The organism is Amycolatopsis sp. FDAARGOS 1241 (assembly GCF_016889705.1).
GTDB lineage: Bacteria > Actinomycetota > Actinomycetes > Mycobacteriales > Pseudonocardiaceae > Amycolatopsis.
The window spans coordinates 267,851-293,909 of sequence record NZ_CP069526.1 but is presented as its reverse complement, the minus strand read 5'-3'; the positions used below and the strand labels follow the sequence as shown (position 1 = coordinate 293,909).

General features: G+C 70.5%; 23 protein-coding genes and 1 pseudogene. 10 read left to right on the top strand and 14 right to left on the bottom strand.

What is annotated here, in order from left to right; all coding sequences use genetic code 11:
* The first annotated feature begins 1 nt into the window (after position 1).
* The 3 genes from I6J71_RS01380 to I6J71_RS01370 are packed head-to-tail and all read left to right on the top strand — an operon-like array spanning position 2 to position 2,479.
* Positions 2–769, top strand: a complete 768-nt coding sequence (locus I6J71_RS01380) for an ABC transporter permease (RefSeq protein ID WP_204093050.1) — start codon at positions 2–4, stop codon at positions 767–769.
* Positions 766–1,593 (top strand): ABC transporter permease, encoded by an 828-nt coding sequence (locus I6J71_RS01375; protein WP_204093049.1) that lies wholly within the window; start codon positions 766–768, stop codon positions 1,591–1,593. Before I6J71_RS01380 ends, I6J71_RS01375 begins: the two co-directional genes overlap by 4 nt.
* Before the next feature lie 22 nt (positions 1,594–1,615).
* Positions 1,616–2,479 carry an ABC transporter ATP-binding protein gene (locus I6J71_RS01370; protein WP_204093048.1) on the top strand — a complete coding sequence of 288 codons (864 nt, stop codon included), beginning with the start codon at positions 1,616–1,618 and terminating at the stop codon, positions 2,477–2,479.
* A gap of 51 nt (positions 2,480–2,530) precedes the next feature.
* Here the strand turns inward: I6J71_RS01370 and I6J71_RS47455 are convergent, their stop codons facing one another.
* The 6 genes and pseudogenes from I6J71_RS47455 to I6J71_RS49625 all read right to left on the bottom strand — a co-directional run bounded on the left by I6J71_RS47455 (position 2,531) and on the right by I6J71_RS49625 (position 6,836).
* Positions 2,531–3,010: an acyl-CoA dehydrogenase family protein gene (locus I6J71_RS47455; protein WP_239154357.1), complete on the bottom strand. Its 480-nt coding sequence runs from the start codon at positions 3,008–3,010 to the stop codon at positions 2,531–2,533.
* The gene (locus I6J71_RS47450) at positions 2,919–3,308 is read right to left on the bottom strand and encodes an acyl-CoA dehydrogenase family protein (protein ID WP_239154356.1); all 390 of its coding nucleotides are present in this window, start codon (positions 3,306–3,308) and stop codon (positions 2,919–2,921) included. The genes I6J71_RS47455 and I6J71_RS47450 overlap by 92 nt, the downstream gene beginning before the upstream one ends.
* A 227-nt stretch (positions 3,309–3,535) precedes the next feature.
* Positions 3,536–3,763, bottom strand: a pseudogene (locus I6J71_RS47445) (hypothetical protein); the annotation flags it as partial.
* A gap of 36 nt (positions 3,764–3,799) precedes the next feature.
* The gene (gene mdlC / locus I6J71_RS01360) at positions 3,800–5,383 is read right to left on the bottom strand and encodes a benzoylformate decarboxylase (protein WP_204093047.1); all 1,584 of its coding nucleotides are present in this window, start codon (positions 5,381–5,383) and stop codon (positions 3,800–3,802) included.
* 659 nt (positions 5,384–6,042) lie between these two features.
* Positions 6,043–6,207, bottom strand: a complete 165-nt coding sequence (locus tag I6J71_RS01355; RefSeq protein WP_204096804.1) for a DUF397 domain-containing protein — start codon at positions 6,205–6,207, stop codon at positions 6,043–6,045.
* 2 nt (positions 6,208–6,209) lie between these two features.
* Positions 6,210–6,836 (bottom strand): DUF5753 domain-containing protein, encoded by a 627-nt coding sequence (locus tag I6J71_RS49625; RefSeq protein WP_255570725.1) that lies wholly within the window; start codon positions 6,834–6,836, stop codon positions 6,210–6,212.
* On the opposite strand from I6J71_RS49625, the gene I6J71_RS01345 reads away from it, so the two are divergent.
* Positions 6,718–7,514 (top strand): IS5 family transposase gene (locus I6J71_RS01345; RefSeq protein WP_204096803.1). Its coding sequence is split into 2 segments (ribosomal slippage): positions 6,718–7,048 and positions 7,048–7,514, totalling 798 coding nucleotides; the frame shifts between segments, so codons are not numbered across the junction. The genes I6J71_RS49625 and I6J71_RS01345 overlap by 119 nt on opposite strands.
* Here the strand turns inward: I6J71_RS01345 and I6J71_RS01340 are convergent.
* Positions 7,486–7,923 carry a helix-turn-helix transcriptional regulator gene (locus I6J71_RS01340; protein ID WP_204093045.1) on the bottom strand — a complete coding sequence of 146 codons (438 nt, stop codon included), beginning with the start codon at positions 7,921–7,923 and terminating at the stop codon, positions 7,486–7,488. The genes I6J71_RS01345 and I6J71_RS01340 overlap by 29 nt on opposite strands.
* A 123-nt stretch (positions 7,924–8,046) precedes the next feature.
* Positions 8,047–9,687 carry a protease pro-enzyme activation domain-containing protein gene (locus I6J71_RS01335; RefSeq protein WP_204093044.1) on the bottom strand — a complete coding sequence of 547 codons (1,641 nt, stop codon included), beginning with the start codon at positions 9,685–9,687 and terminating at the stop codon, positions 8,047–8,049.
* A gap of 367 nt (positions 9,688–10,054) precedes the next feature.
* Here I6J71_RS01335 and I6J71_RS01330 point away from each other — a divergent pair, with 367 nt between their 5' ends.
* On the top strand, positions 10,055–10,645 hold the full coding sequence (locus I6J71_RS01330) for a sigma-70 family RNA polymerase sigma factor (protein ID WP_204093043.1): 591 nt from the start codon (positions 10,055–10,057) through the stop codon (positions 10,643–10,645).
* Positions 10,646–10,880: 235 nt separating this feature from the next.
* Here I6J71_RS01330 and I6J71_RS01325 read toward each other — a convergent pair whose 3' ends face one another.
* The 4 genes from I6J71_RS01325 to I6J71_RS01310 form a co-directional block, all read right to left on the bottom strand.
* Positions 10,881–11,621, bottom strand: coding sequence for a GAF and ANTAR domain-containing protein (locus I6J71_RS01325; RefSeq protein WP_204093042.1), 741 nt, complete (start codon positions 11,619–11,621; stop codon positions 10,881–10,883).
* A 27-nt stretch (positions 11,622–11,648) separates the two neighbouring features.
* The gene (locus I6J71_RS01320) at positions 11,649–12,227 is read right to left on the bottom strand and encodes a GAF and ANTAR domain-containing protein (RefSeq protein ID WP_204093041.1); all 579 of its coding nucleotides are present in this window, start codon (positions 12,225–12,227) and stop codon (positions 11,649–11,651) included.
* A 216-nt stretch (positions 12,228–12,443) separates the two neighbouring features.
* The gene (locus I6J71_RS01315) at positions 12,444–13,121 is read right to left on the bottom strand and encodes a copper homeostasis protein CutC (RefSeq protein WP_204093040.1); all 678 of its coding nucleotides are present in this window, start codon (positions 13,119–13,121) and stop codon (positions 12,444–12,446) included.
* A gap of 11 nt (positions 13,122–13,132) precedes the next feature.
* Complete coding sequence (locus tag I6J71_RS01310; protein ID WP_204093039.1) at positions 13,133–15,913, bottom strand: nitrate- and nitrite sensing domain-containing protein; 2,781 nt, start codon at positions 15,911–15,913, stop codon at positions 13,133–13,135.
* 196 nt (positions 15,914–16,109) lie between these two features.
* Here I6J71_RS01310 and I6J71_RS01305 point away from each other — a divergent pair, with 196 nt between their 5' ends.
* Entirely contained in the window at positions 16,110–17,075 is a 966-nt protein-coding gene (locus I6J71_RS01305; protein WP_204093038.1) for an ABC transporter substrate-binding protein, read from the top strand.
* On the opposite strand, the gene I6J71_RS01300 is transcribed toward I6J71_RS01305, so the two are convergent.
* Positions 17,072–17,701, bottom strand: coding sequence for a hypothetical protein (locus tag I6J71_RS01300; RefSeq protein ID WP_204093037.1), 630 nt, complete (start codon positions 17,699–17,701; stop codon positions 17,072–17,074). The genes I6J71_RS01305 and I6J71_RS01300 overlap by 4 nt on opposite strands.
* An 89-nt stretch (positions 17,702–17,790) precedes the next feature.
* Here I6J71_RS01300 and I6J71_RS01295 point away from each other — a divergent pair, with 89 nt between their 5' ends.
* From I6J71_RS01295 to I6J71_RS01285, 3 genes are all read left to right on the top strand, one after another.
* Positions 17,791–19,437, top strand: a complete 1,647-nt coding sequence (locus tag I6J71_RS01295) for a DNA repair helicase XPB (RefSeq protein ID WP_204093036.1) — start codon at positions 17,791–17,793, stop codon at positions 19,435–19,437.
* 525 nt (positions 19,438–19,962) lie between these two features.
* Complete coding sequence (locus I6J71_RS01290; RefSeq protein WP_204093035.1) at positions 19,963–20,724, top strand: DUF4253 domain-containing protein; 762 nt, start codon at positions 19,963–19,965, stop codon at positions 20,722–20,724.
* A gap of 286 nt (positions 20,725–21,010) precedes the next feature.
* Positions 21,011–21,850: a DUF72 domain-containing protein gene (locus I6J71_RS01285; RefSeq protein ID WP_204093034.1), complete on the top strand. Its 840-nt coding sequence runs from the start codon at positions 21,011–21,013 to the stop codon at positions 21,848–21,850.
* 287 nt (positions 21,851–22,137) lie between these two features.
* Here I6J71_RS01285 and I6J71_RS01280 read toward each other — a convergent pair whose 3' ends face one another.
* The gene (locus I6J71_RS01280; RefSeq protein WP_204093033.1) at positions 22,138–24,891 is read right to left on the bottom strand and encodes a BTAD domain-containing putative transcriptional regulator; all 2,754 of its coding nucleotides are present in this window, start codon (positions 24,889–24,891) and stop codon (positions 22,138–22,140) included.
* Positions 24,892–24,959: 68 nt separating this feature from the next.
* Between I6J71_RS01280 and I6J71_RS01275 the strand changes: the two genes are divergently transcribed.
* Complete coding sequence (locus tag I6J71_RS01275) at positions 24,960–25,895, top strand: o-succinylbenzoate synthase (protein ID WP_204093032.1); 936 nt, start codon at positions 24,960–24,962, stop codon at positions 25,893–25,895.
* Positions 25,896–26,059 lie beyond the last annotated feature (164 nt).

The following is a 26,059-nucleotide window of genomic DNA, read 5'->3' as shown; positions in this document are numbered from 1 at the left end:
CGTGCGGATCGTTCGCAACCTGGCCGGCCTGCTCGGCTTCCTCCTGATCTGGGAGGTCGTCGTGCGGGCCGGTCTGATCGACCAGAACGACGTGCCGCCGCCGACGGTGGTGTTCGCTCGGATCGGCGAACTGCTCGGCGACACGGAGTTCGTGCGGGACGTGATCGCGTCGGTGCTGGCGTGGTTCATCGCCATGGGCATCTCGATCGCGATCGCGGTGCCGGCGGGCCTGCTGCTCGGCAGTGTCCGCTGGCTGCGCGATGCCACCAAGGCGATCGTCGAGTTCCTGCGGCCGATCCCGTCGGTGGCCTGGATTCCGCTGATCCTCCTCGTGGTCGGCGGAGGGCCCGAGTCGAAGATCCTGCTCGCCGTTTACGCGGCGGTGTGGCCGATCCTGTTCAACACCATCTACGCGATGGCCGAGATCGACCCCGTGCTCATCGAGACCGCGCGGTCGTACGGCACGCCGAAGTCACGGTTGCTCACCTCGGTGGCGCTGCCGCACGCGGCGCCGTTCGTGTTCACCGGCATCCGCATGTCCGCGGCGATCTCGCTGATCCTCGTGATCAGCACGGAGTTCCTCGCCGGCGCGAAGCTCGGCATCGGCCAGTTCGTGCTCGAAGCGTCCTCGGGCTCCGGCCGGATGGACCTGGTGCTCGCGGGCACGGTCGTCGCCGGGATCCTCGGGTACCTCGCCAACGAAGGGCTCGAACGGCTGGGGCGCCGGCTCTTCCGCTGGAGCAGCAACGACGAAGGGGACCTCGCGTGACCGTCGTCGGCAAACCCGCCGCGGCCACCCGCGGCCGCGTGCGCAGCGGCCTGAGCGGGTTCGCGCGCAAGTGGCTGCTGTTCGTGGTGCTCGTGGTGATCTGGCAGGTCGTCACGCAGTTCACGGAGAGCGTTTTCTTCCCGCCGCCCACGAAGATCGTCGCGGCCGCGGCGAAGTTGTGGTTCTCCGGACCGGCCTCGCACGTCTTCCTCGGCGACGCCGTGTTCCAGCACGTCTTCCCGAGCCTCGAGCGCGTGCTCGGCGGCTGGCTCCTCTCGGTCGTGCTGGGTGTCGCGCTCGGGACGGCGCTGGGCCGCTCGAAGACCGGGATGGACTACGTGGGCCCGCTGTTCGCGTTCTTCCGGGCGATCCCGCCGCCCGCGCTGGTGCCGGTGTTCATCGTGCTGTTCCACATCGGACCGGGCATGCAGGTCGCCACCATCATCTTCGGCTCGATCTGGCCGATCGTGCTGAACACGGTGGACGGTGTGCGCTCGGTGGACAAGGTCAAGGTGGACACCGCGCGAGCGTTCCGCACGCCGCGGCGCTACTGGATCGGGCTCGTCGTGCTCCCGGCGGCGCTGCCGAAGATCTTCGCCGGCCTGCGGCTGTCGCTGTCGATCTCCCTGATCCTCATGGCGATCTCGGAGCTCGTGGGCGCGCTCAACGGCATCGGCTACGCGCTGATCAACGCCCAGCGCCAGTACGACTTCGACCAGATGTGGGCGTGGATCGTGCTGCTGGGCATCCTGGGTTACGGGTTCAACGCGGCCCTGCTCGCCGTGGAGCGCCGGGTGCTCACGTGGCAGCCCGGCCGTCACTAGATCTCTCCGGAAGGTTGTCAGAATGTCGACCATGCTCGAGGTCTCGGACCTGAGCCACCGCTACGGCAGCGGCGACGGCGCGCACATCGCCGTGAACGACCTGTCGTTCACGGTCGAGGCCGGCCAGCTGGCGTGCATCGTCGGCCCGTCCGGGTGCGGCAAGTCGACGCTGCTGCGGGCGATCGCCGGCCTCGTGCCGCCGACGGCCGGCACCGTGAGCCTCCACGGCGACCTGGTCACCGGTGTGCCGGACGACCTCGCCGTGGTGTTCCAGGACTACAGCCGTTCGCTGTTTCCGTGGCTGACGGTGGCGAAGAACGTCGAGTTCCCCTTGCGCTGGACCAAACTCGACAAGGCGGCGCGGCGACGGCGAGCTGCCGAGGCGCTGGAGGCCGTGGGCCTGGCGGGCGTCGGCTCGAAGTTCCCGTGGCAGCTCTCGGGCGGCATGCAGCAGCGCGTGTCCATCGCGCGGGCGCTGGCTTCGCGGCCGGCGCTGCTGCTGATGGACGAGCCGTTCGCCTCCGTCGACGCGCAGACGCGTTTCGAGCTGGAGGACCTGCTGCGGCGCGTGCAGACAGAACAGGGCACCACCGTCCTGCTGGTGACGCACGACATCGACGAGAGCGTGTACCTGGGCGACCGGGTGCTCGTGCTGTCGAAGTCACCGGCGTCGATCGTCGCGGACCTGCCGGTGGGCCTGCCGAAGGAGCGCGACCAGATCACCACGCGCGAGTCTTCGGAGTTCGTGACGATGCGCGCCGAGGTGGCGCGGCTGCTGCACGGGCCGGCGTCGGCGGCGGTGGCCGATGAAGCCGAGGTGGCGGCTGCTGATGAAGCTGCCGCGGCTGTCGCGGCCGAGAAGGAAGAAGCCAAGGCGCAGCACTGAGACTCTGCAACGACAACGGGGCGCCCGGCCGCGAGCGCCCCGTTTCCCGGGTCAGGCCTTGGCGCGGGAATCCGGGCCGGTTTCGCCGGGGCCGATCTCCGGCAGCGTCCGCACACCCAGGACGTGGGCGCCGACCAGCCTGCGCGTGGCCAGGTTGCCCATCGGCATGAACGTGCTCGCCTGCACGTCGCGCCACATGCGCTCGAACGGCAGCTTCTTCGTGTACGACATGCCGCCCAGCACGTCGACGAGGCGCTGCATCACCTGCACGGCGTTGTTGGCCGCCACGTACTTCACGACGGAGCAGCGGGCCACCTCGTCCTGCACGTCACCGGTGAAGAGGCGCCGCGACATGACATCCTCGGCCTGGCGGTGGATGAGCGCGCGTGAGCTCTCGAGGAGGATCCGACACTCGCCGATCACGTCCTGCAGCACCGGGTCACCCGTCTTGCCCCGCTTCCGCAGCGACCGAACGGTCCAGTCCAGCGCACCGGCCGCGACTCCCGTGTGGACGGCCGAGAACGCCGGCATCGCCCCACGCCCACGCCCACACGGTTTCCAGCACGCGCGCGTCGAGGTGCTTCACCGGCAGCGAGTGCATCACGGCCGAGTCTTCGACGAACACCTCGGTGAGCTCGACGTCGTTGCTCTGCGTGCCGCGCATGCCCATGGTGTCCCAGGTCTGGTGGATCCGGACACCCGGCTGGTCGAGCGCGATCTGGCACAGCAGGAGCCGCGGGCCGCCGTCGGCGTCTTCGTAGCGCGCGGTGGTGGAACAGTGTGTGGCGACGGACGTGTTGGTGGCGAAGTTCTTGCGCCCGGTGAGCACGAACCGCCGCCGACACGGACCGCTTGGGCGTTGGCGTCCGTCATGTCGTTGCGCAGACCGGTTTCGCTGGTCACCGACGCCCAGATCAGCTTGCCCTCGGCCGCTTTCGTGAGCAGTTCGGCCAGGCGGGGTGACTGCGCGCGGCGCCAGACACTCGCCCACTGCCCCAGCGGCGAGAGGTGCGTCGTGAACGCTAGCGCGGTGGCGCCGTCGCCCATCGCCAGCCGCTCCAGCACGGGCAGGATTTCCGGCAACCCGACGCCGAACCCGTTCAGCTCCTCCGGCACCGACAGCCGCAGGAACCCGGCTGCCCGCAGGTCGTCGTAGTTCTCATGGGGGAACGTGTTCTCGCGGTCGTACCCCGGCGGCGCGCTCGGCGAACACGTCGGCGAGCTTCCGGGCCCGGTCGACGAGTTCCTGCTGACGGGGAGTGAGCACAGGCCGCACCCGGCCATCAAAACAGCGTCACCCGGTCGGGTCAATCGCGAAGATCAGTACAGTGTTTGCGGGTTCGGGTCGACCTTCACGTGCACGAGCCGGGGTCCGTTCTCCGCGAGCGCGTTCGCCAGTGCGTCACGGAGGTCGGCGCCCTGTTCTACGGTCCGCGCCGGCACGCCCATGCTCTGCGCCAGCTGCGCGAAGTCGATGCCGCCGAGATCGGTGCCGGGGACCTTCGTGCCGCCGGCCGTCTCACCGAGGATGCGGACCGCGGCGTACTGCGCGTTGTCCAGTACCACGAACGTGACGGGCGCGTTCTCGCGCGCGGCCGTCCACAGCGCCTGCACGCAGTACATGCTGGAGCCGTCGCCCAGCACGGCGACGACCTTGCGGTCGGGCCGGCCCAGCGCCGCGCCGACGGCCGCGGGAAGGCCGTAACCGAGCGTGCCGCTCGCGACGGTGAGGAACCCGGTGTCGGTCGAGGTGATCGGCAGGTGGTCGTGGAGGCAGTTGCGGTGGCTCGGTGTCTCCTCGACGACGATCGCGTTGTCCGGCAACAGTTCCGCGACGGTCGCATAGGCGAAGTCGGGCGAGATCGGCGTGGTTTCCGCGGGCCTGGCGGGCTTTTCGGGCCTGGGCTTGGTTTCGCGCGTCTTCGCGGTGACGCGTTCAATGAGGGCGCGGATCGCGAGCTTCGGTGTGGACCGGATGCCGGTGCCGGTGCCCGCGCGGGCGAGGATCTGCTCGTCGTCGCTCACGAGGTACAGCGGCGGCAACGGTTCTCCCGGCTCGCCGCGGTAGACGTGGTAGGTGAACGCGGGTGCGCCCAGCACCACCACGACGTCGTGCTCGCGCAGGGCCTCGGCCACCGCTTTGCGTTCGGGCTGCAGGAAACCGAGGAACAGCTCGTGGTCCTCGGGGAACGAGCAGCGCGACGACATCGGCGCGGCCCACACCCCGGCGCCGAGTTTCTCGGCGAGGTCCACGACGTCCGGCACCGCGCCGTCGGCGTCCACGCTGGCCCCGACGACGAGCGCGGGGTTGCCGGCGCTGTCCAGGGCGTCGGCGAGCTCTCGCAGCGCCTCGGGATCGGGCGCGAAGCCCGGCGTCCTGGTGCCGGTGGGCAACGGCATGGTCGCTTCGGCGTCCCAGTCGTCCACGGGCACCGACACGAACACCGGCCCTTGCGGCGCCTGCGTCGCGACGTAGTACGCGTGCGCGATGGCGGCCGGCACATCCTGCGCCCGGGCCGGCTCGATGCTCCACTTCACGTACGGCTTCGGGAAGTTCGCCGCCTCCACGGCCCCGAGGAACGGCTCGTCCGGCAGCAGCGACCGCGTCTGCTGCCCCGCCAGCACGATCAACGGCGCCCGGTCGCGGAACGCGGTGAACACGTGGCCCAGCGAATGGCCCACCCCGCCGGCCGAGTGCAGGTTCACCAGCACGGGCTTGCGTGTCGCCTGCGCGTACCCGTCCGCCATCGCCACCACGGCCGACTCCTGCAGCCCCAGGACGTACGTGAAGTCGTCCGGCCACTCGGTCAGGAAGGCGATCTCCGTGGTGCCGGGGTTGCCGAACACCGTGGTCAGACCCAGGTTGCGGAGCAGCTCCCGGGTGGCGTCGCGAATCGTGCGCATGATCCGGAGGCTATCTCGCGGTGGGGCTCCTCGTGTCACCCACCCGAGTGAACGTTGGGTGCGTGTTCGCAGGTGGGAACGGTCGGGTGGTTGGTTTGGGGTGGGCTGGGCCGGTGGGTGTTCGCCGAGGTGGGGTCTTCGCCCGGCCGGGGTGTTCGCGGAGGTAGGTCTTCGCTGAGGCGGTGTGTTCGCTGAGGCGGGGTCTTCGCGGAGGCGGTGTGTTCGCCGAGGCGGTGTGTTCGCCGAGACGGCATCTTCGCCAAGGCGGCATCTTCGCCAAGGTGCGTCGACCGGGGAATCGGCCTGGCCGGAACGGGTCTGGCCGTGGTCAGTCTTCGGCGAGGCGCGACCGGCCGGAATCGCTCTGACCGGCACGAGTCTGGCCCGAGTGGGGGTCGGCCGGGGGACCGCTCGCAACGCCTCGGCAGATTTTCTGCCACCGCCCGCGCTGCCTCGCCGTCCGGCCACAACCGGAGCGTCTTCGCTCCCTGCACCGCTTTTCGGGCACCGAGCGGGTTTGTCCACAGAGCAGGCGAGTTGTGGACAGCTCAGCCCTCACCCGGCTTCCGACCCGGTTTTGTCGGTGGTGGCCGATAGAATGGACGTGGGGACGCCCCCCTCGGGAGGGCGGGGGCTTGTCTGCCGGGGATGGGCGGCGCTCAGCCGAGTTTTCGGAGGAGAGCGGACCAGGCGGCAGGCGCGACGGTCAGTTCGCCGCCGCGGCGATTCTTGGTGTCGCGGACTCGCACCGTCTTGCGCAGCGCAGCCTCAAGGCAATTGCCCGTATCGGAATAGCTGGACTTGCGCCAAGCGCTGCCAAGCATCTTCAAGCCTCCAGTTCGGCGAGCACCCCCTGGATGAACTCGATGCTCTCCTGCTCGTCCAGGGCCAGTTCCGCCAGCTCCTTCGCGGCCTCACGGTACGCGGCCACATCAGGCTCATCGTACAAGTAGGCGCCGCCTCGAAATTCCTCCACGTGCACGATCGAAGGGAGATTCTCGTAGTCGAGGACAACGAAGCACCCGTACAAGCCGGGGTGGAATCCGACCCCACGCGGCACAACCTGAATCGCGATGTTTCGGCGTCTCGCGACCGTGAGCAGGTGGTGCAGCTGGGCACCCATGGTCGCCGCACCACCGATGTTCTGTCGCAGTGCTTCCTCGCCGATCATCGCGGTGAACTCCGCCAGTCGGGAAAGAACGTCGCGGCGGGCCATCCGGATCAGCACCGCGACCTCGACATCGTCCTTCGACCACCCGCTTCGCCCGCTAAGAGCGTGTCTCGTTTGGATCTTTCCCGCTGGGCTGCAATGATCTTGTACCGTGATCGACTCGCTGTCGCAACGGCTGGTGCCCGATGACTTGTGGGCGTTGGTGGAACCGCTGGTCCCGCCGGCAAAGGAGCGTCCGCAGGGTGGTGGTCGTGCGCGGACTGATCCGCGGGCGGTGTTCACGGCGATCGTGTTCGTGTTGACCAGTGGTTGTGCGTGGCGGCACCTGCCGCCCTCGTTCGGGGTATCGGTGCCCACGGCGCACCGGACGTTCACCGAATGGACCGAGGCCGGGCTGTGGCGGCAGTTGCATCAGGCAGTGCTGGACGAACTGGGCGGCCGGGGTTTGATCGACTGGTCTCGCGCGGTCCTCGACGGAGCATCCGTCAGGGCCAAAAGGGGGGCGGTCTGACCGGTCCGAGCCCGGTCGACCGCGGCAAACCGGGCTCGAAGATCCACGTACTGTCCGACGGGGCCGGGCTGCCCCTGACCGTCGCGATCTCCGCGGCCAACACTCACGACAGCCACGCGCTCAGACCTCTGGTCAACGCGCTGCCGCCGATCCGATCGCGCCGCGGACCGCGGCGCCGGAAACCGGCCAAACTCCACTCCGACAAGGCCTACGACATCCCCGCCCTGCGCGCCTGGCTGCGCCAGCGCGGGATCGTCCCGCGCATCGCCCGCAAGGGCATCGAATCCGCCGAGAAACTCGGCAAACACCGGTGGGTGATCGAACGGTCCATCGCCTGGCTGACCGGCTACCGGCGACTGACCATCCGCTACGAACGCAAAGCCGGCCACTACCTCGCCTTCCTCACCCTCGCCGCCACCATCACCTGCCACAAGAAACTCGCCAAATGAGACAAGCTCTAAGGCTCGCGCGCACGTAATCGCCGGTCTGGAGCAATCCCGGAATCAGCAGCGGTTGCCAGTTGAACATCGCGCTCGCGGTTCGCTCGCACTCCGCGTACACCGCCGCTTCGTTAGGTGCGCCGGGAACCACGCTTTCCAGCCAGTTCGGCTCGCGAGCGTTCCGAGCCAGCTCCCCCAGCCGGTCTCGCTCCTCGACGGTCATCCGCAGGCACCCCGCGAGGAGGCCCACTTCGGACTCCTTCGGCACTCGCAGGCCGGTTTCCCAGTTGTGCAGGTGGCCCGGCGAGATGCGGGCCATGCGAGCCAGTTCGCGCAGCGCCATCCGGCGCTCCTCGCGGGCGGCTCTGAGCGAGAAGCCCAATGCGCGAGCCCGGGGCGTCGCGATCAGTGTCGGCATGAGCGCATTGTGTCACCGATCACGCGGCACTCGGAGCATCAGGTTCGGCCCAGGCGTCGCCGCGCGCAAACACGGCAGTGGGGCCCTCTCCCGCAGGAAAGGGCCCCACTGCAACGAAAAGGCTCAGCCGATCAGACCCGACAGCCCGGTGCCCTTGAAGGAGCCCCAGCCGGTGACCTGGTCGTAGCCCGTGCCGGCGGAGAAGCCGGTGGTGCCGTTGAACGTGTTGTTGCCCGTGGTGACGTCGTGGAAGCCCGTGGAGTACGACGATCCGTTGCCGATGCCGTAGAAGGTCGGGTTCAGGTTGCCGAGCGAGCCGCCGTGGAGCTGGTTCTGCAGGGCGGTGAAGGAGGCCCACAGCGGGGCCGCGCCGGACGTGCCCCAGACGTTGCCGGTCTGGCCGCCGGAGACGATGGTGTACGCGGAGCCCGAGGCGGCGTCACCCGCGACGTCCGGGACCTTGCGCTTCGTCGTGCTCTGGTGCGACTGCCAGGAAGGCGCGTTGAACAGCGTCGAGATGCCGCCACCGCCGGCACCGGCCGAGGCGCCGTCGTTCCAGGCCTTCTCACTGCTGTAGGTGTTGGACGAGGTGACCGTCAGCTGGGTGCCGCCGACACCGCTGACGTTCGGGCTCGACGCCGGGAAGTCGACGGCCTTCGACAGGCTGCCGGTCTGGCGGGCGCAGTCAGTGGTGCCGTCGTCGCCCGCGGCCGCGAAATAGGAGATGCCCTCCGCGGTGCCGGTGGCGATCGCGTTGTTCACGCTGTTGGCCGCCGACGAACCCTCGGCCGCCTCGCACGAGCCCCACGAGATCGAAACCACGTCGACACGGTCGTCCGACGCGATCTTCTGGTACATCGCCAGCTCGCCGGCGTTGGAGTTCGGGGCCTCGTACACGTACGAGCTCACCGCCGGGGCGAGGGCGTGCACGACCTCGATGTCCAGGTCGACCTCGACCTCGCCGTCACCCGGATTCGAGTCGTAGTTGGCACCGCTCACCGGAACCGTCGTGACGCTGCCGCCGGCAAGACCGTACTTGGTGTCGTAGCTGGTGATGTCGGACTTGCGGTACCCGTCGAACTCGACGAAGCCGACGTTCACGCCCGAGCCGGTGGCCGAGAGGCCGCTGGTCGAGTACGCGGTGCGCAGAATGCTCGGCGTCACGGCCTTCACCACGCGCGGAGCGGCCTTGGTGGCCGAATGCTCCTTCACTGCGTGGTTGTCGAGACCGACCACCGACTGCACCACCGAGGAAACCGAAGCGGGCAGCGCGGGCGCCGCGTCGTTCGCGAAGAACTTCCGTCCGGTGCTCGTGTCGGTGTAATTGCCGAGGCGCGTGTGGAATGTCGATTCCAGCTGACCCGCCGAACCGGTGAACGTGATGGCCTGCCGGTTACCGGAAACCTCGATTCCACGGGCGCCGTTTTGTTTCAGGAATGAAACGGCCTTGGCCACATCAGCCTGCGTTGGGCCGAATGCACTATTGAATTGCGCCGGAGTGAGGAACCGGTGGTACTGCGGCGAGGCCGGGTTCTGGACGTCGGCGAGGAACTGCTGGAGGGCCTGCTGGTTGTGAAGCTTGAGCGAGAAGGCGGCGGTGATCTGCTTACCTGCCTCGACGTCGCCGGTACGAGCGCTCGAGGTCAGGGGGGCGGCGTTGGCGCTCAAGGTGATCAAGGGATCGGCGTGGGCCACGCCGGCCAGGGAAAGGCACAGCAACGCCGGCAGCGGGACCGCTGCGGCGACGAGCTTGCGCAAGCGCATGGCAATTCCTCTCAAACGGTGGGGGACCTGACCGAAACACCCATCACTGACAGGTGTTGTCCCGGCCTGCGGATGAGCATAAGAACCACCCCGACACCGAGGAACCTACTTTTGGCTGGGGTTCGTTTGTCTTTCACCAGAACTATTCCTCGTGTTTTCGGGAGAGCTGACCCGAATTGCGGCACCGCTTCGTAAATGCGGGATTTGCCGGGTTCGCCCTGCTTGCTGCCGATTCGCCATGGACAATCCGGTATCTTCGTAGCAGGCTTTCGCTTGGCCCGCGACGCTTCCCCCAGACCCCGGCGGTCGAGCGGCCCCGCCACCGAGGCGCTCAGGCGCGGTGGCCCGCACGAGGGGGAAGAAGCACATGACGACCGACGACCGCGCGCCCGCACCTCGCCCGGAGAGGCGGGTAGTCGAGGCGGCCGTCGACGGCGACCGAGCCGCTGTCGCCGAGCTGCTGGAGTTCCTGCGCCCGCTGGTGCTGCGCTACTGCCGTGGCCGGCTCGGCACGCACGGCTCGGGCAGCGTCGCCGAGGACTGCGCGCAGGACGTGCTGCTCGCGGTGCTGGTGGAGCTGCCGCGCTACCGCTACGAGCCGGAGAGCTTCCTGCCGTTCGTCTTCGGCATCGCGAGCCACAAGGTGATCGACGAGTTCCGCCGCCGCGCCCGCAACCGCGCCGACCCGCACGCGGACCCGGCCGACGAGAACAAGCCCGGCCCCGACGAGTACGCCCGCACCGACGCGCGGCTGCAGATCGAACAGCTCCTGGACCACCTGCCGCCGGCCCAGCGCGAGCTGCTGACGCTGCGCGTCCTCCTGGGCTACACGGCGGAGGAGACGGCTACGGCGCTCGGCCTGCCCAGTGCGGCAGCCGTGCGCGTGAGCCAGCACCGGGCGCTGGCGAAGCTGCGCCGCCTGCTGCAGGGCGGTCCGCTGCCGAAGCAGGACGACTGACCCGTCAGTGGCGGCTCCGGTCCAGACGGTGCGAGAGCCGCCTGAGCCATCGAATGCCGAGCGCTATCGAGGAGACCCCTCGCCGAGTCCTCGAGCGCGTCCCGAACTGGATCCGCACGCCCATCACGCGCCCCTCCGCACCTGCCGGACCGGAACCGCAGTCCGCCGGGGGCCGGGACGGAACAGTCCACGCTAGCCCCAATCCGCGCGGCGAGGTTGCTCCGAGCGGCGCAAGTCAGCGCGTGGGCGGGTTGTCGAACAGCTCCCGCACGGTCTCGGCCCGGTTCACGACGTCGGCGGCCACCAGGCTCAGCTTGCGGCTGTGCGAGCGCGCGAAGTGGCGCAGCAGGGAGAAGGCCTCGTCCATCGCGAGGCCGAGGCGTTCGGCGATGAAGCCCTTCGCCTGTTCGATCACCACGCGGCTGCTCAACGCGGTCTGCAGCTGCTCCACCAGCACCTCGTGCCGGTGGATCGTGCGCGCCTGCAGCAGGCCGATCGTGGCCACGTCGACCATGCCGCGCGCCACCCGCGCGTCCTCGGCCGCCAGCTCGCCCGGCCCCGTGGAGAACAGATTGAGGGCGCCGATGACCTCCGAGCGCAGCCGCATCGGGAAGGCGTGCACCGCGCGGAAGCCCTGGTCGAGCGCGACCGTCGCGAACGAGGGCCACTTCCCCGGGTCCGCACTCAGGTCGGAGATCGTCACCGACTGACGCAGCCGGAAGGCGTCGAGGCAGGGGCCTTCGTCTCGCTGGAGCTGAAAAAGCTCCAGGAGCCGCACCTGCTCGTTCGAACTGGCGACGAGCTGCAGCTCGCCGTGCGCGTCGGCGAGCAACAGACCCGCCGCGTCGACGGACAGCAATTCGACGCTGCGAGCCGACAGCAAGTGCAGGAAGTCGATCACGTCGAAATCATCCGTGAGCGTGTCCGCCAATTCGACGAATGTGTCGACGAGGCGTCCGTCAATCACCCGCACCATCTCCCACCACAACACCACACCCCAACTTCATTGGGTTCCCCCATTGCGTTCGAACCTAAACCGCCTGGCCACGACATCCGCGGCGAGTTCCGAGAGGGGACGCTGCTCCGCGAAGGCCCCCGCGCGCAGAGCGGCGAAAGCGTCGTCGAGGCTCACGTCGAGTTGCGCCGCGACCATGCCGGTGGCCTGGTGCACGTATGTCGATCGCAGCGAAAGGCCGACGGGTTCGGGATGCCCGCGCCCCGACTGCTCGTCGAGCAACAGCAGGAGCATCAGTTCACCGTAGGCCAGCGCGTCCGCGAGCAGAACGGGTTCCAGGGGCGCAGCGGCCTTTCGGTGGAACACGAGCGTGCCGACGTCGATGAGCCCGACCCGCAGCGGCAGCACGAACTGGGAGTGGACCCCGGCCTGCACGGCGAGCGGGGCGTACAGGGGCCAGCGGCGCGAGTTCTCGAGGCCGTCGAAGTCCCCGACCAGCACGGGCGAGCCCAGCTCACGGGCACTGCGCACCGGTCCCTCCCCCACAGTGATCTCCAATTCGGCGAGCACGGAGGCGAGTTCGTCGGTCGCCGCCCGGACTTCCTGCGTACCCGGCCCGGTGCTCACCGACAAGCATCCTCCGGCCACCCCCAGCCACGCGACCGCCGATTGGCACAAGATCGAAACGGTGACGTCGCTGCGCAATCGCCGCGCCTGCTCGTTGACCCGTTCCCAGGCACGGGAAAGCGCGCTGTCGTCCCTTCTTCCGTGCTCGCTCGCCTCCACGGCCCGCGCTTTCGGCTCGACTACCCGGCTGGACCGGAGAACTGCCGAAATGCTAACTCAACCCTTGATGCGTTCGGCCCATTCGCGCACCGCCGCGACGTCCACAGGGGACGGCCACCCGTTCCGGCGAACGGCGCTGCCGACGTGGAATCCGCGCACCCCACCCGCCCGCAGGAGGTGCACCTGCTGCGCCCGCAGTCCGCCGCCGACGAGCAGAGCCGGGCCGTCCGTCCGTCGCGCGAGCTGCTGCAACACGGAAAGCCCGCGGCCGACGCCGTGCGGACTGCCCGCCGCCAGCACTGTGTCGCAGCCGAGTTCGGTCAGGACGTCGTAGGCAGCGAGCGGGTCGCGCGCGCGGTCGATCGCCCGGTGAAAAGTCCAGGCGCGACCGTCGAGCTCCTTGAGCAGCGCGCGGCACGCGTCGACGTCGACCTCGTTGCCGTCCGTCAAGAACCCGAAGACGAATTCGCGCGCGCCGGCGGCCACGAGGCGGGCCGCGTCGGCGCGAAGGGCGTCGAGGTCACCGGCGGCGAAGCCGTCCGCGGCGCGCAGCATGACGCGAACCGGCAGGTCGGTGGCCGCCAGGACGTCGCGCACGGTCTGCTCCGAAGGCGTGAGGCCGTCCTTGGCCATGTTCGCGACCAGCTCGAGCCGGTCCGCCCCGCCTTCCTGAGCGCGCTCCGCGTCCTCGGCGCCCAGCGCGATCACTTCCAGCAGGGCGGTCTTCGAGCTCATCGGTCATCCGTTCAATCGGGTCGTGGGGCTTCGTCCCCCCGGGCGTGACGACCACGCCGGAACCCGCCTTGAAGGCTCGTCATCCGCTCGCGCACCGCTTCGGGGGAAAGCGAGAGTATCGGCCGCTGCTCGGGCACCTGCCCGGGGCCGCCGGCTGCCACCGCGCCGACGTCCGAGATCCGCAGGAAGGGCCAGGTGTCCTCTCTGCCGTCCTCCTGTTCGAGCTCGTCGGACGTCGGCCACTGGAGCGGTTCCTGCGCCGGTTCGGGGATCTCGTCGTCCGGGTCGGTCGTGGGGAACTCGTTCTGCGGGTACGCCGATTCGGCGTACCCCGGCCCGGTGAACTCCGGTTCGAGGGCCGCGCGGACGTGCCGTGCTTCCGGTTCGGCCGCCGGTGGTGACGGGGGCGGCTCCGGTTCGGATGGCGGTTGCGGCTCCGGCCCGGCCTGCGGTGCCGGCACCGGTTCGGCCACCGGCAGCGGTTCAGCCGGCGCGGCCGGGCGGCCCTGCGGCGGCGGCGAGGCGGCGTCGAACCAGCGGGACAGCACGTCGCGGTAAGCCGGCATGCGCTCGGTCGGGGCGTCGAGGTCCAGGTGGGAGCGGTCTTCGGGCGTGGGCCACTGCGGCGTGCTCTCCACCACCGGCGCGCGGCGCGGCGGGCCGGGCTCCAGGACCGGGCCGATCGGCGACTCCTCGGCCGGCTCCGGTTCCTCTTCCTCCGCGACCGGGACCAGCGGCGCGAGTGGCGGCAGCAGCTCCGGCTCGGGTTCCGCGGGAGCCGCCGGCGCGGGCGGTTCGGGCAGCGGCGGCGCTTCGACGATCAGTGCGGCCGGCACCAGCACCGTCGCGGTGATGCCGGTGCCTTCGGCGAGCCGCAGCGAGACGTCGATGTGGTGGCGCCCGGCGAGCGTCGCGACCACGTACAGGCCCATCCGGCGCGACACCTCGACGTCGACTTCCGGCGGGTTGGCCAGCCGCGCGTTGGTGCGGTCGATCTCGGCCTGCGGCATGCCCGCGCCGCGGTCGGTGATCTCGATGAGCCAGTCGCCCTCGGGCGTCTGTTCGCTTTCGACGGTGACGCTTGCGCGCTCGGCGGAGTAGCGGGTGGCGTTCTCGAGCAGCTCGGACACCACGTGCACGAGGTCGTTCACGACTTCGCCGCGCACCGCGAGCGCGGGCGCGGAACCGAGCTCGATGCGCTGGTAGTCCTCCACTTCGGACAGTGCGGCACCGATGATCTCGTCGGCCACCACGGGCCCGCTGTCCTCGCGCACGAGATCGGTGCCCGAGAGCACCAGGAGGTTCTCGCTGTTGCGGCGCATCCGCGTGGCGAGGTGGTCGAGCTCGAACAAGCCCGCGAGCGTGTCCGGGTCCTGCTCGCCAGCCTCCATGCGGTCGAGCACCGACAGCTGTCGTTCGACGAGATCTTGGCTTCGCTGCGAGAGGTTGACGAACATCGAGTTGACGTTCTCGCGCAGCATCGCCTGTTCGGCCGCGAGCCGCACGGCCTCGCCGTGGACCGCGTCGAACGCGCGCGCCACCTGGCCGACCTCTTCCCGCGTGAACACCGGCACGGGCGCCACAGCCGCTCGGTGGCGCAGGTTTTCGGGCGCGGGATCGGGATCGGTGAGCAGCCGCTGCACGGCCTCCGGCAGGCGGTGGTCGGCGACGTCCAGGGCCGTGCGCCGCAGCACGCGCAGCGGCCGCAGCAGTGAGCGCGCGATGACCACCGACAGGACACCCGCCACGAGCAGCACGGCGAGCACGATGCCGCCGTCCCAGATCGTCGACGTGCGGGCGCGGGCGGCCTGCGCGTCGGTCTGCTGCTGGAGCTGGACGAGCAGCGATTCCTGCACCTGGTGCGCGAGGTTCATGGTGTAGGTGGCCGCGGTGTCCCACTGGTTGGAGTCGAGGCCCTGCAGCGACTGGCCGTTCTCCGCGCGCGTCAGCGCGGACTCGACCATATCGTTGCCGATGTCGACGACGAGGCCGATCACGGTGTCGTCGTACATGCGCTGTTGGTCGGGCGTCGCGAAGGTGCGGTAGTCGTTGCGCGCGGCGTTGAGCTCGGCCTCGGCGCCGAGCAGTGCGCGCGTGCGCTCGCGGTTGAGGCTGCCGACGGCCAGCGCCTCGGACATGATCGCGCGCTTGACCGACATCTGGTCCTTGATCCGCGCGAGCGCGTTGCCGGCCAGGCGCAGCCGAGCGAGGTCGGGGTCGGACACGTCGGCCGCGGCCATGTCGCTGATGTCGAGCAGGCCGGAGATCAGCTCGCTGTACGAGCGGAGCACGGCGTCCGCGGGGAACGCCGAGTGCTCGGCGGAGTAGCGCAGGCCGCCGAGCACGCGCAGCCGGTCGTCGCTCTGCTGCAGGCTGCCGGCCGCGACCTGGTCGAGCCGCGGTTTGCTGTCCGCCAGCGTTTTCTCGAACGTGCCGATGGCCTGGTCCACGCGCGTGCGCTGGCCCGCGAGGTCGGTCGTGGCGCCCTGCCGGTTGCCGGCGACGAAGCGGACGGTCACATCGCGCTCGCGCTGCAGCTGGTGCAGGACCTCGGCGACGGTGCTGTCCACGCGGCTGCGGGCGGCGAACTCGGCGAGCTGCTGGGCGTCGCGCAGATCGGTGCTCACGCGCAGGCCGACGAGCCCGATCACGGCGAGCGCGGGGATCAGCAGGACTACGAAGAGCTTGGTGCGCAAGTGCCAGTTGCGCAGCCGCCAGCGGCTCCCGACCCTTCTCGCCGCAGCGGAATCCGTCGCGTCGCCCTTCGGGGGACGCTGGTCGCGACGGCTCACCTAAGCTTCCTTTTCCACCGCGGGACCTCACCCGCGGACGACCTCGAGGCTGTCCGGCGCCAGTCTACTGAACAGTAGGTATCGGTCACCGGACCGGCAGCCGCACTGGCGGGCTCACGGCCCTGTCGGGGATCGTATGGGCAGTGGCCCATACGATCCAGCTTGATGGGGACATTCTCCCGGTAGGTGAGAGCGGATGAACGTGCGCGGAATGGTGTTGCCGCTGGTGGTGGTCCTGCTCGCCGTCAGCGGCTGCTCACTGTTCTCCTCAGGTGACGCAGCGCCGCCCCCGGTATTGGAGCGGACCACGCTGCGCGTGGGCGTCGGCGGGCCGATCGACACCGCACCGCTGCGCATCGCCGCGGCCGTCGGGAAGTTCCGCGAGGCCGGGCTGAACGTCACTCTCGTCGAGCTCGGGGCCCGCGACGGGATCACGCAACTCGCCGCGGGGCAACTGGATGTGACGTTCGCGAGCGACGTGTCGCTGTTCCGCGCGGCCGCTTCAGGTACCGCGTTGCAGCTGCAGGGCGAGGCGTACACGTCGGGCAGCAACACGATCGCGCTCGTGACGCTGCCGAACTCCGGCTACACCGAGCCGACGGCCGAGAAGTCCCCGAAGATCGCGGTGGACGACGTCGACGACATCGGCGCGCTGACGGCGCGGTCGGTGCTCACGACCGCGGGCGTCGATCCGGCGCGGATCCACTTCCAGGCCAAGCCGTTCGACCAGATGCCCGCCGCGTTGCAGGCGGGCGACGTCGACGCGGCGCTCATGGTGGAGCCGTACATCACGCGCGCCGAGAAGGAGCTCGGCGCGCAGATCCTCGCGGACGGTTCCACCGGCGCCACGCTCGACTTCCCGGCTTCGGGCTACGCCGCGACCGGCGCTTTCGCCCGGAACAACCCGCGCTCGCTGGCGGCGTTCCGGCGCGTGCTCATGCAGACTCAGCAGGCCGCCGCCGACCCCGCGACGGTCCGCGACGCGCTGCCGACGTTCTCCGACATCGACCCGACTACGGCGGCGCTGATCTCGCTGGGCTCGTACCCGACCACGCTGTCCGCGATCCGGCTGCAGCGCGTGGCCGACCTCATGCACACGTCGAACCTCATCCCGAGCCGGCTCGACGTGCAGGCGATGCTGCCCGCCGAGGGCCGGCCCTAGATGTTCTCGCCGGCCGGCGCCAGGCACACCGTGCGCTCCGGCGGCCCCGCGTAGACGAGCGCGGTGCCGTCGTCGCCACAGGTGTCGCCGGAGGCCTCGCCGTCGTGGACGGTCACGCGGGCCTCGGCGTCGGGGTCGCTGCAGCTGATCTTGCTGACCTCGGCTTCGTCGTCGACGTCGCGCAGGCAGTCGCCAGTGCTCACGTTCAGCGCGAGGCACAGCGTCTCGCGCGGCGAAGTGCTCCGGCTGCTGCTCGACGCGCCGAAGAGCTGGAAGCGCACGTAGTCGTCGCCGTGGCAGCTCGACGAACCGTTCTCGACGTCGTCGACGCGGTAGGTGGCGCGCTGCTCGGAGCAGCTGATGCCGTGGTAGCTCTGCGAACCCGAGCCGACGTCGGACAGGTACAGGCAGCTGCCCGCCACCGGGGTGCCCGCCGAGCGCGCGATCGCAGCCACGCCGAACGCGGCGAGCACACCGACGCCCAGCGCCGCCACGATGCCGGCGGCGATCAGCGCCTTGGCCGTGCCGCCGACCCCGCGCCGCACGCCCGGCGGTGGGCCCGGCGGCGCGCTCGGCGGTTGGAACGGGTTCGCGGCCGACGGGACGCCGAACGGTGGTGTGGTCAAAGGTCCCCTCCAGCTTTTTCCTGCCGATCATCTTGGCACCCGCGCGGGCGCGACGGGAGGGACGGCCCGGGAGAACGTATAAAGGACGGGTGACTGATGGCCCCCTGATCGTCCAGTCCGACAAGACCGTGCTGCTCGAGGTCGACCACCCGAAGGCCGACGACGCGCGGATCGCGATCGCGCCGTTCGCCGAGCTCGAACGAGCGCCCGAGCACGTGCACACGTACCGGATCACGCCGCTGGCGCTCTGGAACGCGCGCGCCGCCGGGCACGACGCGGAGCAGGTCGTGGACGCGCTGACGACGTACTCGCGCTTCCCCGTGCCGCAGCCGCTGCTCATCGACGTCGTCGACGTGATGGGCCGCTTCGGCCGGCTGCAGATCGCGAACCACCCGGCCCACGGGCTGGTGATGACGACCACCGACCGCGCAGTGCTGCTGGAGGTGTCGCGCAACAAGAAGATCAGCCCGATGCTCGGCACGTCGATCGACGACGACACCGTGGTGGTGCACCCGTCGGAGCGCGGGCGGCTCAAGCAGGCACTGCTGAAGGTCGGCTGGCCCGCGGAGGACCTCGCGGGCTACGTCGACGGTGAAGCGCACCCGATCGCGCTGGAGGAACAGGACTGGCACCTGCGCGACTACCAGCGCAAGGCCGCGGAAGCGTTCTGGGCCGGCGGTTCCGGCGTCGTCGTGCTGCCGTGCGGCGCGGGCAAGACGCTCGTCGGCGCTGCCGCGATGGCCCACGCCCAGGCGACCACGCTGATCCTGGTGACCAACACCGTCGCCGGGCGGCAGTGGAAGCGTGAGCTGGTGGCGCGCACGTCGCTGACCGAGGACGAGATCGGCGAGTATTCGGGCGAGAAGAAGGAGATCCGGCCGGTCACGATCGCCACGTACCAGGTGATCACGCGCAAGACCAAGGGCGAATACCGGCACCTGGAGCTCTTCGACTCACGCGACTGGGGCCTGGTCGTCTACGACGAGGTGCACCTGCTGCCGGCGCCCGTGTTCCGCATGACGGCCGACCTGCAGTCCCGCCGCCGCCTCGGCCTCACCGCGACGCTGGTGCGCGAGGACGGCCGCGAGGGCGACGTGTTCTCGCTGATCGGGCCCAAGCGGTACGACGTGCCGTGGAAGGACATCGAGGCGCAGGGCTGGATCGCGCCCGCGGAGTGCACCGAGGTCCGCGTGACGCTGACCGACGCCGAACGGCTGTCCTATGCCACCGCGGACGCCGACGAGCGCTACAAGCTCGCCGCCACGGCCATGACGAAGACGCCGGTGATCAAGTCCATTGTGGAGCGTCACCCCGGCGAGCCCACCCTGGTGATCGGCGCGTACCTCGACCAGCTCGAGATGCTGGGCGCCGAGCTCGACGCCCCGGTCATTCAGGGCGCGACCAAGAACAAGGAGCGGGAGGAACTCTTCGACCGCTTCCGCCGCGGCGAACTGCGGACCCTCGTGGTGTCGAAGGTGGCGAACTTCTCGATCGACCTGCCGGAAGCCTCGGTGGCCATCCAGATCTCCGGCACGTTCGGCTCCCGCCAAGAGGAAGCCCAACGCCTGGGCCGGCTCCTGCGCCCCAAGGGCGACGGTCGCCAGGCGCACTTCTACTCGATCGTCTCGCGGGACACCGTGGACACCGAGTACGCGGCCCACCGGCAGCGCTTCCTGGCGGAACAGGGGTACGCCTACCGCATCGTCGACGCGGAGGACCTGCGCCGGCCGTTGTAAGGGCGGGTTCGCCCCGGACCTGCCGTGCAGATGCGTTTCGCCGCTCTGGCCCCAGGTCAGTCAGCCGGCGCTGTGGCTGTCTGGGCAGGGTCGCGCTCTTCGCGACGAGCGCGTCGCGCAGCGCAGTGGGTGCGGCCGCCGGCGGATCTGCGGGCTTGGTAGATCGTTTCGGACGTCACCCGTCACCCAAACTGGCCGGGGGGATCGCGCCGGCTGCCGATGATCCGCCGCGGGCTCCACCGCTGGTCAAGCCCATGGTGAACGATCAGCCGCCGGCCACGCCGGCCGAGAGGCTGCCTGTCCACAACCCGACCGCCCTGTGGACAACGGGCGCTCCCTGCCCGCCCGTCGCCGGCCTTTTCGACTACCCATCCGGCCCAATCGCCCCATGTGTCACAGGAGTACCTCCGACCTGCACTTTTCTCGATTCACTCGAACGGATGAGCGAGCAAACCCCTGGAAATTGTCGGCCCCTCGAACTACTGTTCGACAAGCAGGACCGAACACCAGTTCGAGGGGAAGCTCATGACGATCGCTCCGTTCCGCCCCAGCGTCGGCGCACCGCCGGTCCAGACGTTGCCGCCCGGGAGGTGGCACGGGCGGATCTGGGTGTCCGACGAGCCGCTCTCGCAGCCGCAGCGATACCTGGCGTGCGTGGCCGAGTTCGAGCGCTCCGGCCTCTGGCCCGTTCTCATCCCGCACGACCAGCGATTCGCCGCGCGCGGTGAGGACTGGCTCGACGACCGCGGCCGCCTCGCGCCGGCCGGGCACCGGATCGACTCGGCGGACCCCGCGGCGGCCCTGGCGCGGTGGTGGGACACCTCCTGCTGCGACGGCGCGTGCCTGCGCCCCTTCGGCGCCCGCTTTCCCGGGCTCGCCCGCCGCACCCACCGCCGCGCCGACCCGCTCGCCGAGGCCGGCAACACGGGTTCGATCCTGGCGGCCCGCGCGCCGCACCGCCTCGGCCTGGTCCAGACCGACCGCCCGGCCGACGTTCCCGCCCTCCTCGGCTGGACGGGCATGATCAAGTCCACCGACCAGGTCGCGGAGCTGTCCGCCGTCCTCCGCAGCTGGGAGGACCGCTTCGGCGCCACGCTGCTGTCGATGGGGTTCGATTCGCTCGAGCTGTCCGTCTCCGCGCCGCCCCGCACGCTGGCGCGGGCGCTTACCGTCGCCGCGGAGCACCGCGCCTTCAGCCTGCCCACGTACCTGTCGCAGCCCGGAAACCTGCGGGAGTACGCGAGCACCCTCGTGCAGTCCCGCCGGTGGAAGTTCTCATGGGCATGACCCGCGAGGCCGGCCGACCTCCCGGACCCCGGGGCCGGCCGGTACCCCTCACCACGCGCGAGCTCGGCCGAACCCAGCTGACGAGCTCAGCGGTGAGGACGGCGCACGATCGCGGCCGCGCTCGCCACGTCGGGCCCCGGTTCATCGAGCGGGCGGTGATCCCGTGAGACGACTGTCCGCCAGGTTGGGTCACCTGTCCCGAACTCCGGTGCGCGTGTCCGGACGACCGTTGCGCGGGCGCGTTTACCGCAACCGGCGGCGGGGAAATTCGCGGCACAGGAAGGCGGTGAGGACGATCGCCGAGATTCGGGTGGGCACGTCGGGCTGGCGGTACCCGCCGTGGCGGCGCGAGTTCTACCCTGCGGGCCTGCCGCAGCGGCGGGAACTGGAGTACCTGTCGCGTCAGGTGAACGCGGTCGAGATCAACGGGTCGTTCTACTCCTTGCAGCGGCCGGAGTGGTACCGCTCATGGGCTGCGCAGACCCCGGCCGACTTCGTGTTCGCCGTGAAGGGCGGGCGGTTCATCACCCACATGAAGCAGCTGCGCGACGTCGAACCCGCATTGGCGAACTTCTTCGCGTCCGGCTTGCTCGCTCTCGGCCCGAAACTGGGCCCTGTCCTGTGGCAACTGCCGGCGCGGCTCCAGTTCGACCCGGACCGCGTCGACACCTTTCTCGGCCTGCTTCCCCGCACCACCGCCGAAGCTGCGAAACTCGGCGCGAAGCACGACGAAAAACTCAAGGCTCCGCCCCACCTGGAACCGGGCGAGGAACGTCCGGTTCGCCACGCGCTCGAAGTCCGCCACCCGAGCTTCGTCACGCCCGAGGCCCTCGGACTGCTCCGGCACCACGGCGTCGCGCTGGTCGTCGCGGACACCGCGGGGCGCTGGCCGTACCGTGAGGACCAGACCGCGGACTTCACGTACGTCCGCCTCCACGGCGACGTCGAGCTCTACACCAGCGGCTACACCGACTCCGCCCTTCGCACCTGGGCCGGCAAGGTGACCGCCTGGCACGACTCCGGCCGCCGGGACGTCCACGTCTACTTCGACAACGACGTCAAAGTCGAAGCACCCCGCAACGCCATCACTCTCAAGAACCTCCTGGGCCTGCCCCCGGCGCAGTGAGCGCACAGTGAGCGCCATCCGGTTGGGTGACGCATACGGGTGCGGGTGGTCTGCCTGCTGTCACTGGGGGTCGGCATGCAGACCACCGCACCACCTGCCCTTCGGCAAGCCGCCACCCCCTATGGCAAGCCGCGTTCCGCCGTGGCAAGCCACCACGTCCGCCGGCAAGCTGACGTCCACCCCGGCACTCCCGAGGCTTTGGCAACTCACCCGCCGAGCGCCGCAGACCTCGCCGGCCAACCGCCGCGCAGCTCGACCGCGGCCGGGCGGCACCTACCCACCAACGCTCAGCCGCCGACCAGCGCGGCGAGTTTGGCGCGCACGTCGTCGGCGTCGGGGTGGGAGAGGTCGGTCAGGAGGCGGGCGGCGCGGAGCCAGCAGTCGCGCGCGGCGGCCGGGTGGCCGAGGCGCTGGTGGGCCGAGCCGAGCTGGGAGAGGACGTCGGCGGCTTCGTAGTGTTCGTCCACGGCGAAGAACTGGTCCACCGCGTCAGACATGCACTCGATGCCCTCCGCGTGCCGGCCCAGGCCGAGCAGGGCTTTCGCGCGCGTGGTCAAGGAGAACCGGCCCGCGCGCGGATCGCCGTCGACCAGGGACAGGGACGCGTCGGCCAGGGACAGCGCCCGCGGGTAGTCGCCGAAGCGCGCGCACAAGTCGCCCAGGGCGCGCAGCACGTTGGCCTCGAATCCGACCAGCCGCAGGTCCCGCACGATGTGGAGGGCCTCGTAGCCGTGGGCCAGCGCAGCGGGGTAGTCGTCCCGGCTGTCCGCGGCCATGGCGAGGTTGTAGAGCGCCCGCGCCTCCCCCAGCCGCGAGCCGAGCGAGCGCTGCAGCTCCAACGCCTGCGACAAGTACAGCCGCGCCGACGCGTAGTCCCGCACCACGCCGTCGATCACGCCCAGGCAGTTCAAGATCCCCGCCTCGCCGCGGCGATCACCCGAGAGCCGGGTGCCGCGCAGAGCCAGCTCGTTGAGCGCACGCCACTCATCGATGCGCCCGCGGCCGGCGAAGTACGTGAACATCAGCCACGTCAGCTGCCAGCAGTGCCTGAAGTACCGCAGCCGGAAGGCCAAGTGCACGGCTGCTACCAGGTTGCCGTACTCCTCGGTGAACCACGCGAGCCCCGCGTGGTAGCCGGCGAACGCCAGGCCGCCGTCGACCGGCTCGAGTCCCAGCGATTCGTAGATCCGCTCCGGCCGCATCGCGCGCGACGCGTTCAACGCCGAAGCGACGTAGAAGTCCAGCAACCGCAGCCGCGCCGCCGAGCGCATCTCGTCGCTGTCGACGCGGTGGCTCAGCTCCGCGGCGTATGCCCGGATCAGGTCGTGGAACTGGTACCGCCCCGGCTGCGGCTGCGCGAGCAGGTGCGCCGAAACGAGCGCGTCCAACGCAGCCGACGCGGGTTCGCCCAGCAGCACGGAAGCCACGTCCGGCGTCACGTCGGGCCCCGACGGCAGGCCCAGCAACCGCAACAGCCGCGCCGCCTGGACGGGCAACGCGCGGTAGGAGTACGAGAACACCGCCCGGATGTTCGTCTCGTCGCCGTCACCGAGGTCGAACGACCCGAGCCGGTCGGGCTCCAGGGAGTCCACAAAGGACCCCAGTGGGTAGTCCGGAAACTGCGCTGCCCGCACCGCCAGGATCCGGATGGCCAGCGGCAGCCCGCCGCAGTACCGCACGAACCGCGCAGTGGCCGTGGGATCGGCGTTCACGCGGTCGACGCCGATCGCGGACGCGAGCAGCTCGACGGCGTCCGGCTCGTCCAGCTCCTCCAGCGCGATCCGCCGCGCGCCGTGCGTCGCGACGAGCCCACGCAGCTGCCAGCGGCTCGTGACCACGACCAGGCACCCCGGCCCCGGCACCAGCGGCCGCACCTGTTCGGTGCTGTTCGCGTTGTCCAGCACCACGAGCAGCCGCCGCCGGGCCGTGTGGGTGCGCCAGGTCGCGGCGCGTCCGTCGAGGTCCGTCGGGATCTGTTCGGCCGGCACACCCAGCGCGGCGAGGAGGGTTTCCAGCGCGGCCAACGGTTCCACAGGTTCACCGGGCCCGTACCCGCGCAGGTTCAGGAAGATCTGCCCACCCGGGAACCGGTCGGCGATCCCGTGTGCGAAGTGGACGGACAAGGTGGTTTTACCGATGCCGCCCATGCCTTCGACGGACGCGATGGGCGTCGACGTGCTGTCGTCGGCCGGCAGCAGCGCGTGCAGCGCCTTCAGGTCCGCCTCGCGTCCGGCGAACGCCCCGAGATCGGGCGGCAGCTGGTGCGGCACCTGCGGCTCGGCGGCCGGCTGGTACGGGGCGCCGCCCAGCACCAACCGGTGCGCGCGTTGCAACCCCGCGCCCGGGTCGAGCCCCAATTCCTCCGCCAGCACCGCGCTGATCCGCCGGTGCACTTCCAGCGCCTCGGCCTGTCGTCCGGAGTGGAACAACGCGAGGATCAGCTGTTCGTGCAGCCGTTCCCGTAGCGGGTGTTCCCGCGTGAGCCGCGTCAGCTCCGGCACGACCGTGCCGTACTCGCCGACGGCCATCAGCGCGTCGGCCCACTGCTCGCGCACGCGCGTGCGCTCCTCGGCGAGCTGGCCGGTTTCGTCGCGGTGGAGGGCGTCGGACTCGACGTTCTGCAGCGCCGGCCCGCGCCACTCCGCCAGCGCCTGCGCGAACAGGGCGGCCGCCCGCCGGTGTTCCCCCTGCTCGGCGGCGGCCCGGCCGCGGACGGTCAATTCGCGGAACCGGCCCAGGTCCGTCGCGTCGGGGTCGATCTCCAGCACGTACCCACCGCGCTCGGTGCGGATCACCACGGCCTCACCCAGCGCGCGCCGCAGCCGCAGCACGTACGTCTGCAGCGCACCCTTCGATCGACGTTGGTCGTCGTCCCACAGCCAGCGGCTCAGCTCGTCGACGGACACCACGCGGTTGGCGCGCAGCAGCAGCCCGGCCAGCACGATCAACGGCCGGCTCCCGCCCAGCGGCACGGCGCGGCCCTCGGCCACGACCTCAGCCGGGCCGAGCACCCGGAAGTCGAGGCCGTCCACCCGCCCCATTCTGGCCGGTGACGGGCCGTTCGGCACGTGCCTTCCGCGTTTGGAGGCAGGTGGCATGATCTGCGGTGATGAAGGTCTACGCGCTGCCTCTGCACAACCGGTTCCGGGACATCACCGTCCGTGAAGGCGTCCTGCTCGAAGGGCCCGCCGGATGGGGTGAGTTCTGCCCGTTCGCGGACTATTCCGACGTCGAAGGCGTCCCGTGGCTGGCGAGCGCGCTCGAGGCGAGTGAGCAGGGCTGGCCCGCGCCGGTGCGCGATCGCGTCGAGATCAACACGACAGTCCCGGTCGTGCCCGCGGACCGCGCTCACGCACTGGTCCGCGCGTCCGGGTGCCGCACGGCGAAGGTGAAGGTCGCCGACAAGCGCTCTTCCCTCGCCGAAGACTGCGCGCGCCTCGAAGCCGTGCGCGACGCCCTCGGCCCGGCCGGCGCGATCCGCGTCGACGCGAACATGGCGTGGGACGTCGACACCGCGGTGACGGCGCTCGCCGCCCTCGACAAGGCGGCCGGCGGGCTCGAATACGCCGAGCAGCCGTGCCGCACGATCGACGAGCTGGCCGCCGTCCGCCGCCGCGTGTCGGTGCGCATCGCGGCCGACGAGTCGATCCGCCGCGCGGAGGACCCGCTGAAGGTGGCCGTCGCGGGTGCCGCCGACATCGCCGTGCTGAAGGTCGCGCCACTCGGCGGGGTCCGCCGCGCGCTGGAGGTCGCCGAGGCGTGCGGGCTGCCGTGCGTGGTGTCGTCCGCCGTGGAGACGAGCGTGGGCCTCGCGGCCGGCCTGGCGCTCGCGGGCGCCCTGCCCTCGCTCGAGTTCGCCTGCGGGCTGGGCACGGTGTCCCTGCTGGCGGGGGACGTGTGCACGTCGTCGCTGTCGCCTGTGGACGGTTACCTCCCCGTGCCGCGGCAGGCTCCCGCCCCGGACCGCTTCGAGGACTTCGCCGCTTCGCCCGACGTCACGCAGGCGTGGCGCGCCCGGTTCGAGCGCGTCCACGCGCTGCTCTGACTCACGCCCAGTACGCCAGGTGCGCGCGGACGAGGAAGTCGTCGGCCCACTCCTCGTCGGGCTCCTCGGGCAACGGCGCGGCACATACGCGAACCGTCCCGCAGCGGCCTCGGCACGCGTGGCACGACCGCGCCGCCGGAACCGAGCGGAACCGGACCACGACG